22 protein-coding genes and 1 pseudogene are annotated in these 11,743 nt (G+C 64.1%); 10 read left to right on the forward strand and 13 right to left on the reverse strand.

The window, feature by feature from the left end:
- The 13 genes from NW75_RS17225 to NW75_RS17285 form a co-directional block, all read right to left on the reverse strand.
- On the reverse strand, nucleotides 1-1,140 hold a 1,140-nt coding region (locus tag NW75_RS17225; protein ID WP_033966402.1), incomplete at its 3' end, for a ParB/RepB/Spo0J family partition protein.
- Nucleotides 1,137-1,433 carry a hypothetical protein gene (locus NW75_RS17230; protein WP_033966403.1) on the reverse strand — a complete coding sequence of 99 codons (297 nt, stop codon included), beginning with the start codon at nucleotides 1,431-1,433 and terminating at the stop codon, nucleotides 1,137-1,139. The genes NW75_RS17230 and NW75_RS17225, both read right to left, overlap by 4 nt.
- 262 nt (nucleotides 1,434-1,695) lie before the next feature.
- A complete protein-coding gene (locus NW75_RS17240; protein WP_033966404.1) occupies nucleotides 1,696-2,118 on the reverse strand; it encodes a hypothetical protein in 423 nt (140 codons plus the stop codon).
- Complete coding sequence (locus tag NW75_RS17245; RefSeq protein ID WP_033966405.1) at nucleotides 2,115-2,384, reverse strand: hypothetical protein; 270 nt, start codon at nucleotides 2,382-2,384, stop codon at nucleotides 2,115-2,117. The genes NW75_RS17240 and NW75_RS17245 overlap by 4 nt, the downstream gene beginning before the upstream one ends.
- Nucleotides 2,384-2,707, reverse strand: a complete 324-nt coding sequence (locus NW75_RS17250) for a hypothetical protein (protein ID WP_033966407.1) — start codon at nucleotides 2,705-2,707, stop codon at nucleotides 2,384-2,386. The genes NW75_RS17245 and NW75_RS17250 overlap by 1 nt, the downstream gene beginning before the upstream one ends.
- Nucleotides 2,708-2,709: 2 nt before the next feature.
- Nucleotides 2,710-2,946 carry a DUF2312 domain-containing protein gene (locus NW75_RS17255; protein WP_033966427.1) on the reverse strand — a complete coding sequence of 79 codons (237 nt, stop codon included), beginning with the start codon at nucleotides 2,944-2,946 and terminating at the stop codon, nucleotides 2,710-2,712.
- Complete coding sequence (locus tag NW75_RS17260) at nucleotides 2,946-3,143, reverse strand: hypothetical protein (protein WP_156143062.1); 198 nt, start codon at nucleotides 3,141-3,143, stop codon at nucleotides 2,946-2,948. Before NW75_RS17260 ends, NW75_RS17255 begins: the two co-directional genes overlap by 1 nt.
- On the reverse strand, nucleotides 3,140-3,367 hold the full coding sequence (locus NW75_RS24635) for a hypothetical protein (RefSeq protein ID WP_137902305.1): 228 nt from the start codon (nucleotides 3,365-3,367) through the stop codon (nucleotides 3,140-3,142). Before NW75_RS24635 ends, NW75_RS17260 begins: the two co-directional genes overlap by 4 nt.
- Nucleotides 3,364-3,561, reverse strand: a complete 198-nt coding sequence (locus tag NW75_RS17265) for a hypothetical protein (protein WP_033966409.1) — start codon at nucleotides 3,559-3,561, stop codon at nucleotides 3,364-3,366. Before NW75_RS17265 ends, NW75_RS24635 begins: the two co-directional genes overlap by 4 nt.
- Entirely contained in the window at nucleotides 3,558-3,953 is a 396-nt protein-coding gene (locus tag NW75_RS17270; protein WP_033966410.1) for a helix-turn-helix domain-containing protein, read from the reverse strand. The genes NW75_RS17265 and NW75_RS17270 overlap by 4 nt, the downstream gene beginning before the upstream one ends.
- Nucleotides 3,950-4,222, reverse strand: coding sequence for a hypothetical protein (locus tag NW75_RS17275; RefSeq protein WP_033966411.1), 273 nt, complete (start codon nucleotides 4,220-4,222; stop codon nucleotides 3,950-3,952). Before NW75_RS17275 ends, NW75_RS17270 begins: the two co-directional genes overlap by 4 nt.
- Nucleotides 4,223-4,327: 105 nt before the next feature.
- Nucleotides 4,328-4,846 (reverse strand): hypothetical protein, encoded by a 519-nt coding sequence (locus NW75_RS17280; protein ID WP_137902306.1) that lies wholly within the window; start codon nucleotides 4,844-4,846, stop codon nucleotides 4,328-4,330.
- Between the two features lie 274 nt (nucleotides 4,847-5,120).
- Entirely contained in the window at nucleotides 5,121-5,411 is a 291-nt protein-coding gene (locus NW75_RS17285; RefSeq protein WP_156143064.1) for a YdaS family helix-turn-helix protein, read from the reverse strand.
- 94 nt (nucleotides 5,412-5,505) lie between these two features.
- On the opposite strand from NW75_RS17285, the pseudogene NW75_RS28385 reads away from it, so the two are divergent.
- From NW75_RS28385 to NW75_RS17335, 10 genes and pseudogenes are all read left to right on the forward strand, one after another.
- Nucleotides 5,506-5,562 (forward strand): annotated as a pseudogene (locus tag NW75_RS28385) (hypothetical protein); the annotation flags it as partial.
- A gap of 43 nt (nucleotides 5,563-5,605) precedes the next feature.
- Complete coding sequence (locus NW75_RS17290; RefSeq protein WP_033966414.1) at nucleotides 5,606-6,070, forward strand: hypothetical protein; 465 nt, start codon at nucleotides 5,606-5,608, stop codon at nucleotides 6,068-6,070.
- A 250-nt stretch (nucleotides 6,071-6,320) separates the two neighbouring features.
- A complete protein-coding gene (locus NW75_RS17295; RefSeq protein ID WP_033966416.1) occupies nucleotides 6,321-6,782 on the forward strand; it encodes a WYL domain-containing protein in 462 nt (153 codons plus the stop codon).
- The gene (locus NW75_RS17300) at nucleotides 6,779-7,243 is read left to right on the forward strand and encodes a hypothetical protein (RefSeq protein ID WP_033966418.1); all 465 of its coding nucleotides are present in this window, start codon (nucleotides 6,779-6,781) and stop codon (nucleotides 7,241-7,243) included. The genes NW75_RS17295 and NW75_RS17300 overlap by 4 nt, the downstream gene beginning before the upstream one ends.
- Nucleotides 7,240-7,800, forward strand: coding sequence for a hypothetical protein (locus NW75_RS17305; protein WP_033966420.1), 561 nt, complete (start codon nucleotides 7,240-7,242; stop codon nucleotides 7,798-7,800). Before NW75_RS17300 ends, NW75_RS17305 begins: the two co-directional genes overlap by 4 nt.
- Nucleotides 7,801-7,899: 99 nt before the next feature.
- A complete protein-coding gene (locus NW75_RS17310) occupies nucleotides 7,900-8,304 on the forward strand; it encodes a hypothetical protein (RefSeq protein WP_231565274.1) in 405 nt (134 codons plus the stop codon).
- Complete coding sequence (locus NW75_RS17315) at nucleotides 8,271-9,050, forward strand: hypothetical protein (RefSeq protein ID WP_231565275.1); 780 nt, start codon at nucleotides 8,271-8,273, stop codon at nucleotides 9,048-9,050. The genes NW75_RS17310 and NW75_RS17315 overlap by 34 nt, the downstream gene beginning before the upstream one ends.
- A gap of 337 nt (nucleotides 9,051-9,387) precedes the next feature.
- Nucleotides 9,388-9,588 (forward strand): hypothetical protein, encoded by a 201-nt coding sequence (locus NW75_RS17325; RefSeq protein WP_033966424.1) that lies wholly within the window; start codon nucleotides 9,388-9,390, stop codon nucleotides 9,586-9,588.
- 653 nt (nucleotides 9,589-10,241) lie between these two features.
- Nucleotides 10,242-10,931, forward strand: a complete 690-nt coding sequence (locus tag NW75_RS17330; RefSeq protein ID WP_231565276.1) for a DUF3164 family protein — start codon at nucleotides 10,242-10,244, stop codon at nucleotides 10,929-10,931.
- Nucleotides 10,928-11,578 (forward strand): hypothetical protein, encoded by a 651-nt coding sequence (locus NW75_RS17335; protein WP_033966425.1) that lies wholly within the window; start codon nucleotides 10,928-10,930, stop codon nucleotides 11,576-11,578. The genes NW75_RS17330 and NW75_RS17335 overlap by 4 nt, the downstream gene beginning before the upstream one ends.
- The last annotated feature ends 165 nt before the right edge of the window (nucleotides 11,579-11,743 follow it).

Consider the following 11,743-nt stretch of genomic DNA (forward strand, 5'->3'; position numbering starts at 1 on the left):
GGCTGGCGCGGCGGTGTCGACGGGTTTGCGCGTGCTGTACTTCGCCTTCGTGCTTTCCCACCAGAAACTGATTTTGGGGTCACCACTCGCGGCGATCTGGATGTAACCGACGACATCGCCCTCGGGCAGGGTGATTTCGGTTTCCTCGCCCAGCACCACCGCGAGTTCCGGAATATTGAGGAAATGATCTGGTCCGCCAAAGCTCGCCTGCGGCGGTTGTGGAACGAAGCGCAGATCGGGCCGCGCGGCGCGGCGGCGGATCTCGTCGCGCACACCGGCCAGCGCGGCATCGGCAAGCTGGCGCAGCAAATCGGGATGGCAGATCAGCGCGCGCGCCGGTGCGGCGTCGGCAGGATCGTCGAAAAGGTCGAGTTCCAGCGCGCCACCGGCATCGAGATAGGTTTGCTGCCCGACAAAGCGGAGCAGCCGCGCCGCCTCGGCATCGCCGATCTTGAGCCAGGCGCGGATGCGATCGGGCGTTTGCTCGATCGGGGACAGGAGGCGCAGCGCGTTGAATGCGGCAAGCTGCAGTGTCTGTTGCTCGGTCGCGCCATAGGCTTCGGCCTGCGCCTGCGAAATCGTGCCTGCCTTCAGTGCATCGAAAATCGGCGGGGCGAGCATCCCCAGCCGATAGGCGCGATAGGTGAAACGCGGCTCCTGGCCGAGCCGCTCGGCGATCGTCTCGAGCGAATCGCCCGCCACATGCGAGCGCACCACGCCCTCGGCGATCTCATACATTTCGAGATCGAGCCGCATCATGTTCTCGGCCTGGCTTTCCTCGAGCAATTGCGCCTCGGTCAGCTGGTCGCGCACGACGACGTCGATCGGCCAGTCGGCCGGGAGCGCGCCCGCTTTGATCAGCGCGCCGATCGCGCGGCAGCGGCGACCGCCGGCATGCACGCCATAGCGTTCCTTGCCGCCCTTCAGCGGATGGACCTTCAGCGCGTTGACCAGGCCGAGCGCGAGGATCGAGCGGCCGAGCGCCTCGATCGTCATTTGCGCTGTGCGATTGGTGCGGACGTTGAAGCGGCTGATCTCGAGCTGATCGAAGGTCACCGCCTTGCGCAGGATCGCGGGCGGCAGTTGCGGGGGCCGCGCGGACGCGATCGTCGCGGGAAACTCGGTCGGGGTGCTGGTCATGGGCACGCTCCTTCGGTTAGGACCGAGCGAGCGGGTGCCACCGCTGGACGGCCAGGGGCGGGGGCGAGGTTGGTCACCTCGCCTCCAGAGATCGGAAACATGCGCAGCGGGCGCGGCGCGGGGCGCCAGCGCGTGCAGCGCGCGGCGAGATCGAGGAAATCCACAGGCGGATGACCGGGCCGGTTACCCCACCAGGCGCGCGCCTCGGCTTCGCGCTCAGGCGTGAAATTCTGCACGCAATCGAGCGTGCCGCAGCGGGCGGTGCAGAAGCCCCGATCGCCAAAGCTGATCATGCGCACACCTCGCTGGTCGCGGCCGCGCGGGCAGCGCGCCAGTGTTCGAACGCGCCGCGATGTTCCGGGCAAAGATCCTTTCCCGGCGCCGGCTGATACGCGCAGCGGGCGCAGACCGGCGCATCGCATGTTCCGCTCTTCCTGGTCGGGACCTTCCAGTCGCACAGCAGGGTGGCGGGGCGACCGCAGGCGCAGCGCTGGCGGGTGCGCGACGAGCAGATGATCGCCGACCCGCCGCCTGGGAGCGAGACGCGGTCGCACGTCATGCGGCATCATTCGGGCGGTACCTGACTTCCATGGAAGCCGCTAAGACTGCGGTCCTGGCAGCTTGATATTCCAGGAGGAAGATTGACGTGCGACCGTAGCGCAACTGGATCATGCGCGGAGCGGACGTGCTCCCCATTGCCTGCCAGCGATCCCATTCGTCGGCGACTGCGGCGAAGGGCTTCAAAGCCATTACGAGCTGCGTCGACGCTAGATCGTGCGTGGCGGTAGTGCGCGCGTTGACCGCCTCAACGAGCAGTGCGGCGATCGCCGACGCGGATTCATCGCTCAGGTCACGATTGGCATCGACGACGAAGACTTCCATGTCGTCGGCGTCGAGTACCGATCCGGTTTCCTCGTCGCACAGGCGCAAGGGCAAGCGGACGCCGAGTTCGGCCAGCAATTTCGCGAAAGGGGTCATGCCGACACCATCGCCGAGGCCATCAGCCGAAGGGTCGCGGTCTTGGTCCAGTTCTCGAGCAATCCCTTGTCGGGGCTGAAGGTGCAGGTGGACACGACGCCGGCGCAGGACAGCCGGCTACCGTCATAGCGCGTACGGTATGCGGCACCGTGGTTGGCGACGAGGCCGTCGATGATCGTTGCGGCGGGAACGCCCGCCCGAGTCAGCTTGCCGACATAGTCGGTCGCTGCGATCAGCTTTTGCCGTTTTAGATCGATCGCGTCCATCAGTGCACCCGATCGAACGAAAAGGCGGGATGGGACCGATCGTGATGCGGATCTGTCAGTCGGACTTCCAGCACGTCCGAAATCCCGTGCACCTCTGTGTGCAAGAGCTCGCGCGCTTCGGACTCCGCCTGTTCAACCGACGATGCTAGGATCGCATAGGAACGCTGATCCTCACTGGTGACTTCAAAATCGATCGTGACGACGATCTCGCGCTCGCCACGATCATCGAACAATGCCCAATGGCGATCGTAATAGCGACGGCATGCCTGCAGCGACGCCGGGTAGGGCATGGCGGCGATTTCCTGGAGCGTGGGCTTGGCCATCGCTACAGCCCCAACACGGATTTGTAGGTTTCGATCATCGCCTCGGCCTCGTCGCGATGGTGTTTCTCCATCTTGCGCAGGCGGATGATCACCCGCATCGTCTTGACGTCGAAGCCGGTCGATTTGGCCTCGCCGTAGACATCCTTGATGTCGTCAGCGATGCCCTTTTTCTCTTCCTCGAGGCGCTCGATCCGTTCGATGAGCAAGCGGAGCTGGTCCGCGGCAATGACGTCGGACATCATTCGACTCCTGTCAGCTGGGTGACGGTCACGGCGTATGTGTTCTTCGTCTGGCAATGTTCGATGGTCTGGGTGCCAGCTGCGGCATCGACCGAGATCACTCGATAGGTCGGCTCCGGATCGAAGCTGAGGAGGCCGCCGATCCAGCCGAGCAGTTCGTGGGCGTTGCCGGTCACACCCATGGTCGCCTCGCTCACAAGCCGAACAGCGCACGCAGCGCCGCTCCCAGATTGCCGGTGACGGCGACGGCCAGCAGCCCAGCCACCATGCCGAGCGCGAACAGGCCGGGGCCGCGGTGCAGCAAGCGGTGTAGCAGCGCGCGACGCGGATCGCTGGGGCTGGGTGGGCGGCAACTGGGGCATCCGCAATCCATGCGGTGCGTGATTTCCGGCCGGGGCCGGACGGCAAGGTCAAGTTTCATCGTGACATCTCCCGCTGGATCATCGCGAAGGCGGTCGCGAGCGCGACCAAAGCGAGCCACAAGGCCGCCTTCGCCAAGGAAGGTTTGCTGAGCAGCAGCACGCTGACGCCGAAACCGGCGGCGGCGATCGCGAGATCGATCGCGCGGCGCGCCAGGCGCGCGCGCCGGGGGCGGCGGTGACCGTCGGCGCTCATTCGACGACGCTCGCCGCAGGCGGAGTGGCGCAGGCCGAGCACAGATCGGGCTCGACCCAGCAGCATTCGTCGCCCTTGGGATCCATGCACCGATCGTTTTTGCTGCAGGCGCAGATGCGACACAGGAAGGGCGCGAGTATGTCGGCACCCTGGGCGATCGCCTCGAGCTGGGCGAGCACGGTCAGATCGAAGCGATAGGCGAGGCGCAGGGCGACGACGGTGCGAAAGCTCGCGGGCGCGGCATCGGCTTCGATCAGCTCGAGCCATTTGCCACGCTGATGTTCGGACGTCTGCGGTTCGGTCGCGACGCGCGCGGCGACATCGGCGATGCTCAGACCGGCGCGCTGGCGACAGCGCTTGAGATATGCGCCGGGAGTGATCGTGCCGGTCATGACGACAGACCATCGGTCATGACGTTGGTCACTGCGGTGCCGGTGCGGTCTGTCGGGGCGGGCTCGACCAGGGTGATTTCGATCACCGGATCGACCGGATATTGCAACGCGTGCGCCAGTTCGAGCTTGGCAAGCGAGATGTTGAGCCGCGCGCGCCGCACCCTGCCCATAGCGGTATAGGATGCGACCGACCGCTCGACCGGCCGCAGCGCCAACTGGATCGCGTCGAGCTCGGTCATGATCTTTACGATGGCGGCGCGGTTGCTCATGCGGATTGTCCAGGCAGCAGTTTTCCCACCCCGCCAGCGGATGCGGCGAGGGGGCTACGGTTCGGCGATGCAGGTTCGGTCAAGCCCGGGGGCGGGCCGGGCGGATCATGGCGGTTGCTGCTCGTGCGCGATCAGCGACTGGATCACCGCGACGGCGCGGTTTTTCGCCTGGATCGATTCGACGGTTTCCTTCAGCGCTTTCTTCAGAGCGCGATCGTCAGCACCGGGTAGGCCCGCCTCCATCAGCGCGACTTGGGATTCGCAGTCTTCGCGAGCAATTTCGATGGCGCACCGGCTGATCGCGTAGGCCTCACTGAGGCGTTCGGGCTTCGCCAGGTGCAGGATGGAAGCGACGATCTCAAAAATTGGTGCGCCGGGAAGGCCAGCACGCGCGTGAGCTCGCTCGAGCTTCACCATATCGACGACCGTCAATTGTTCGCGCCGGTTCGGATTGGACAGCGCGCGAAGGTAGGATGCTTTCCGTCCGGTAGCCTTGATCGCGCCGGGCATGCCCAGCGCGACGATCATCTTACCCAGGCCGTCTTCGACGGTGAGCGGATTCCGTACCATCGTCATACGACCACCGCGCCTGCGCAAAACCGCGCGGCCGATTGCAGCAGCCATATCGGCCGAGCGCCTATAAAAAGAGGAGGTGGCACCGTCATGGGGGAGAGGGACCCGATGACGGTGCCGGTACGCGAACAGGACGGGTTGGGGGCACGTGCGCCAAGTCGAAACACCAGAACCCCAGGGCAAAGGTTCCGGGCGCACGCGATCCGGCCGACCCGTCGGCGGCCGAAACTGGAAAAGGGGGACGTCGACGGCAGGCGGGAGCGCACCCGCCGCCGACGCTCGCCGCCCGAATGGCGGCAGAGGGAAAGGGATGGCACTGCCCGAGTCACCGCGCGGGCTCCAGGCTGGCGCGGGTGGTAGCCGAGTCGTCGGGGTAGATGTCGGGACGAAGCACCTCTTTCGGGATGCCGGTTTCGCGCTCGACCAGGAGGACGTCCTCGGCGTGCACTGGCTTGAGATCGCGCAGACGCTCGTAGATCGACGACTGGGAACGGTTCACCAACCGGGCGTATGCCGTCTGCGTTCCGACGGCGCGGACCGCAGCTGCGAGCGGTGTGTCTATCGTCGATTCGATACCCATGGCGTTTTGACTATCGGTATTCCGATAGGTGGTCAATCGGAAAGTGCTTATGCTTGCGCTATTGGTTTTCCGTTAGGTTCGAGCCGTGATTGTCGGGGCCAGAATCGAAGAGCGTTTGGTAGCTGTGCAGATGTCGCAGTCGGCGCTCGCGCGTCGTGTGAAGCTCGCGCAAAGCACCATCAACGGACTCGTCAAAGGCGAGCAGCGCTCCACGACTAAGCTGCACGAGATTGCTCGAGCACTCAAAAACGACGCCGGCCTATTTATCGGGCGAGATCGACGACCCGGAGTGCGATGCAGCTCAAGAACCCGCGCTCGACTTCGAAACGCGCGAGATACTGGATGATGTCGCGGACATGGACCCGGCAGACCGCCGCGCGATCGCGCAGATCGCGCGCAGCCTCACGCGGCGCGTGCCCACCGGGCGAGACGGCCCAGCGACCCTGCACGCGCGCGCCACCAGCTATCGCGGTCCGCCCGTCAGCGAGAACGCGCTGGGGCAAATGATCGAGGGGTTGCTGCGGGCTGTTGATCTGACGGCTCCCGTGCCCGAGCTCGCTCGTGAGCTTGCAGAGCTGTGGCCCACCGCGATCGCGCAAGTGCAAGGTCCGCTGCACGCGTCGGACGATGAGACGCCGGCGGCTCCAGCAGCATCGCCTGCAACTCTCGCCAGCGCCGGTCGCGCACCGCGGTGATGACGGCGCACTGCACATCGCAGCGCGGACAGCGCAGTTCGCACGCGGGCGATGCCCGAAACACGGTTCCAGTCATTGGTCTTGCTCCCGGCCTGGCCGTCGAGGCTACTTCGACGCTTTCAGGTCGAGCGACATGGTTGCCGGTAGAAGGTTAGGTCGGCGTTGACGAGCGCCACGCAAATTGTCGGAAATAATTCCTTGAATTAGAAGCGCGAATAAGGGGGCAGGTGGTGATCCTTCAAAGCGATCGATGAGGCTGGGAGATGCATCGGCTCCGGTTCTGAACCAACGCAAGGTCATCATCGATTATGTTGATGCGAACGGGGAGGCGAGCAGGCGTACAATCGTACCGTTCTTAATCGCTGGATCTTTCGCAGGCGGACGATTGGACGTGCTCTATCTTGAGGCCCGTTGTCTCACCGCCAACGCGAAACGCACATTCCGCATCGATCGCATCCGGGAACTCAGTGACGCAGAAACCGGCGAGGTTTTGGATCTTCTGGAGTGGGCGCGTGGTCTCGAGGTCGGGCCGTTATCCCTGATCGATGAAGCTGAACCCGCAGAGGAGACCACTGCTGCCGCCCGTGTTCGATCACCATCGCGCCTGTGGCTGATGGTAGCCATGCTATTGGCCGGGTATTTGATCGGCCGCTTTCGCATCCTGCACCTCCTTTTGGTCGCGACTCATATGCATTGGGGGCGATGGCTATGAGGTTCACGATCGCGACGATCCTCTGCATGACGAGCCTCGTGCTGGCCTCACCCGCGCCGCTATGCGCTGCGCAGGTGGCAGACGACGGCTTAGAGGTGCTGGATGGAAAATGCTCTTATCCACCACGGTTGGGGAAGCCCGGCCCTGAAGATCGCCGCCTGGAATGCGATACTGTGGTCTTGTTGCCCTCCGGTCAGGACAGCGTATTGGTGCAATTCGCGAAAAAGGGCTCCGGCGCTCCGGTCGGCTTCGCAGGCCCGATCGGCGACAACGGAGAAATGTCGGTGCGCCGCGTCTACCTCTCCCCCGGAAACCCTACGGCGGCAACAGCCGGTCATTGCCGCCTTTTCGAGCAAGATGGCAAGACGACGGGAATTTGGTGCGTTGCCTCGATTGGCCGTGTTCGAATTATCGCGAATTTTCGGGTCGCGCCGAAGATCACCCCGGAACTGACGCGATGAAAGCGTTTGGTTTCATCCTCGCCGCGATCGGCGCGTTGGTCGCAATCGGCTCGCTATTCCTATCGACATCGGTCCCGACAGAGGTTCCCGCAACCGAACTGTTCGGCGTTTCACACGCGTCTGAGGTTTATAATCTCGGGAAGCTCCAGACACAGTTGTTGGTGTTTATTGGGGGCTGCGCAATCGCGGTGATCGGCATAATCGTCGGATCGGCGGGCGTGATCATCGAGAAGGTGGCCCGGCCGGAGGCGATCCAGACGCTCGCGACGCCGGACGTCGTCACCGAAGCTCGCTCAGTCGAGAACTCTTTGGATTTGCCGCCTGCGCCTAACCCGCCCGGTGACCAAGGCAGTATCGACCCCGCTATCGGCGTTGGGCTCGGGGCGCTGGGCCTCATCATCTTCTTTACGATCGTCTATGTGTTCGCCACGAATGGTGACCATTCCACCCGTGCGGCCATCATGCAAAATGCAGACGCGATCGCCGACAGGATCGACCACAACGCGGCGATACTCGACGATTTGGAAACAAACGCGGCGGCAACTGCGCCAAATTGACGCCCGCTATGGTCCGCGTGATCAATTCCCGCTATGTTCCACCTCGGGAGCGCGGGCGTAAGCAAATCTATGGTGGCGCAATATCGCCGATCGCCGAGCATGGTGAGCACGAAGCTGCAGGTGCTGGATTTCGCCAAGGCATATTTCCTACGCTGGGGCCGATCGCCCAGCTATGGCGAGATCGGCAATGCGGTCGGCATCAACCGCTCTCGTGCGCGAGACATGGTGCGCACGCTGACCGCCGAAGGGGAGATCCTGCGCGAGTCGGGTGATCGGCGGCGGATGTCGTTTCCGGGGCTCGAGCAGCAAGTCAGCGAAGGCGATGCGATCCTCGCGCTGCGCGCCGCCGGGTGGACGGTGAACCCCGATGGTCAGGTGTTCCAGCGGTCAACGGCCAGCACATTTCCGCCACTGCCGCGCGTGCCCGAACTTGAGCAGATACCCGTGACAGACGACGGGGGGTCAGCGAAATGTCGGACAGCAATCCAGCCGAGGCGAAGGTGATGCGCGCGATCATCGCGCGCCACCGCAAACAGGCACTCGCTGAACGCGCTGCAGCTGCAGCGGCATCGCCAAAACCCGAGGTGAGGGGGGTGGGCTGGTCCACCAAGGCCCCGAAGAAGCGCAAGCCCAGCCAGCTCGAGAAAAGCATTGCCGACGACATCGCGCTCAACCGGCGCCGCTGGGCGGAGAAACATCCCGATCGTGCGGTAGCAGAGCGGGCATTGCGGAAATCCCGAGCGGAAATGCACGAGCGCTGGGACCACAAGGCGCATGGCACCCCGGAAACCCACGAACACCATGCGCGTCGCCAAGACGGGGCGTTGGCGCGGCTGTACCTATCGGGATCGATCGATGCCGAGCAGCTCGCCTCGGCCGTCGAGATCGCCACGGTCGCCGAGCGGATGGGTGCCGATGTCACCGTCAAGACCTCCAGCGTCGAGACGCGCGTCGACCAAACCCGGAACGGCGATGGGATCTTTTACGAAGCGCTGGGCGCGGTGCGGCGCGAAATGGCCTATTCGCGCTGGCGACGCGAGGTGAGGGGGCCGATCGCCGCGGTGCTGGACATGATCGTCGGGGAGACGGTGGGCTACACGGTGGTCGCGCAGCGTTATGGGATGCACAACCGCCGCGCGAAGCAGCTGCTGATCGACGCGCTAGATCTGTGGCCGCGCATCTTTGGGGCGGTGTCCAAGGAAGTGGATGCTGCGACGCTGATCGCCGCGCATGCCGGCATTCTCGGCTGATCGTTATTTTTTGGGGGTACACAAAAACGCCCCTGCCAAAATGGCCACGTAACGGACTATTTCGACCCCGCGACAATTGCGCCTGAAGCCCACCGCCTTCCCCAGGCCGGTGGGCTTTTCCATATCTGGAGCGCTTCCCCATGCCCCAGCCGCGCCTGTCCCGCTCTTCCCCTGGCGGGTCCATCGCAGATCAGCTCGAGCGGTTGACGCCCGATTGGGATCGGCTGGTGCATGACGCGCGGCTGGGGCGCCCGGGCCAGACGGCCTTCGAGGATCTCGAAGAGCGAGCACAGCAGCTTGCCCGCGCGATTGTCGCCCCCTTTCGTGGAGACCGCCGATGACCACGCTCGCGATCCTGCGTGATTTCATCGCGACCATGCCCGGCGAGGAAGCGGTGATTTCGAAGGCGAGCCTGGTGGCGATCGAACGCGAGCTCACGACCGCGAGCGTCGCCGCAGCGCGAGTGAATATCGATGTCAGCGTGAACAGCGTCATCGATGGGCTGCTGACGCCTAACACAGCGCGCGGCTTCGCGTGAATCGCCAGCTGGCATCTCTCCTGGTCGGGAGCCGAACCCGGCAGGAAGTCTCGCCGACCGCGACTGTGCAAGGCACACTGCCTGCGGGCACCGCCGGGGCATCGCCATCGGTTCGCGGCCGTGCAGCCACGGTTTTCCGCCAGATATCTTGACCGGGGCGGAGGGGGTCTCCGCCTTCGCCACGACGATTTCAAGGCAGGTGCCGATCACGCGGAGGGTTGAGGCGACCGAGGTGCAGTGCGCACCGCTCGAGGTCAAGTCTCGCCGCACGATAGGCACACGGGTCGCGACTAGCCCAGGCCGGGCGGGTTCGGCTCGAGCAACAAGCCCGGCACTTATTCACTGCAGGGTTTCCGGGTGTGCTGGGCTGGCCTATACCTCTGGGATGCCCTTTCCTGAGAGCAGAGCATTTCGTGAGGGCGAGGCCGCAGTCATAGGCGACGGTTTGAGCTGTGTGATCGCCGCAGCGGAATTGCGCCGCGCTGGCATTGTCACCCTCACCGACAGTCAGGGCTCGTTGAGAAAGCAGCTTCGTCGAGCAGCGGCCTTCGAAGTGGTCGTTTTTCGCGGGGGCTCTTGACCGACTAGCCGTTCGGGACATGCTCAGCGGCAATCAGCGCAATGCCGAGCACCTAAACGATCTTCCGCAGCTTGTGGCCGATGCGCTGCTGGATGGTTTTTACGAGCAGGATGGAGCTGGATCGATGGTCGAAGCTGCCCACCCTGCGATGATCGACGTTGCTGGCACACCTTACATCCGCGACGCAAAAGGCAGTCTTGTGCCGCTAGCTTCGGTGAAGGCCGCAGATCTGCTGATGGACGAGACGGTGCGCGGGATCCTTGACCAGGCGCGAGCGCTGTCGGCGACGATCGCCGCGTTCAAGAGCGAAACGTTCGAGCGCGTCGGTGCGCTGCAGGCTCTGATCGCGCAAAATTACGGCGGCACCGTTGGCGGCAAAAAGGGCAACATCACGCTGATGTCGTTCGACGGCTGCATGAAGGTACAGGTTCAGGTCGCAGATCTGCTCGAATTCGGCCCGGAATTGCAGGCGGCAAAAGGCCTGATCGACGCCTGTCTCACGGATTGGGCGGTCGGCAGCGCGGTCGAACTGCAGGCACTCGTCAACCGAGTGTTCCAGGTCGATAAGGAAGGCAAGATCAACCGCGCCGAGCTATTCATGCTGTTGCGCGTCGAGATTGCGGATGAGCGCTGGGTGCGCGCGATGGACGCGATCCGTGATTCCATCCGCGTGATCGGCTCGCGCACGTATGTTCGTTTCTATCAGCGACCGGCGCCGGATGCGGCGTGGTCGGCCGTCACGATCGATCTCGCCGCCGCGTGACTTCGATCGACATCCGCGCCAACCTGAAGCCGCTCCAGCGTGCGTTCATCGGGCTCAGCGCGAAACAGGTGCCGTTCGCGACGTCGCTCGCGCTGAACGCCCTCGCAAAGGGCGTCGTCGCGCAAGAAAAGGACGAGGTGTCGGACACCTTCGACACCCCAACGCCGTTCACGCAGAATGCGTTTCGAATCGAGGTCGCCACGAAATCGCGCCCGATCGCGCGGGTCGCGGCGAAGGACATCCAGGCCGAATATCTCGAGCCTTATGTTGTAGGCGGCAATCGATCGCTCGGAACGAAGCGTGGGATGCTAGCGCCGCGCGAGATCACGCTGAACCAATATGGCAATCTGGCCAAAGGGAAGCTGGCCTCGCTCAAGGGAAAGCCCGGCGTTTTCATCGGTAAGGTGACGACGCGGAATGGCAAGGTCGTCAACGGTGTCTGGCAGCGGCCGACATCCGCAGCACGGCGCGTCGGCAACAAAGGCGGCAAAGCCCGAACCGGATTGAAACTGCTGATCCAGTTCGAAGACACGACGCCAGTCCGCAAGCGCTTCGACTTCTTCGGCCGGGCAACGGCCTACCTGAAGGCCAATGCCGCGCGCGAGTTCGACGCTGCGCTAAAGCGCGCCTTCGCAACCACGAGGTGACATATGATCGTGTGCGGCATAGACATCGCGACCGATCGCTTCGAAGTTGAGGTGATCGGCTGGAGTTCGTTGGGCCCACTCCGAATTTCGGGATGGACCTCGATCTTGGTCGATCCGACGACCGGTCTCTGGGAAGCGCGCCGTCTCAGCCGTCGCGCGCCCGCC

The organism is Sphingomonas sp. Ant H11, assembly GCF_000797515.1.
GTDB lineage: Bacteria > Pseudomonadota > Alphaproteobacteria > Sphingomonadales > Sphingomonadaceae > Sphingomonas.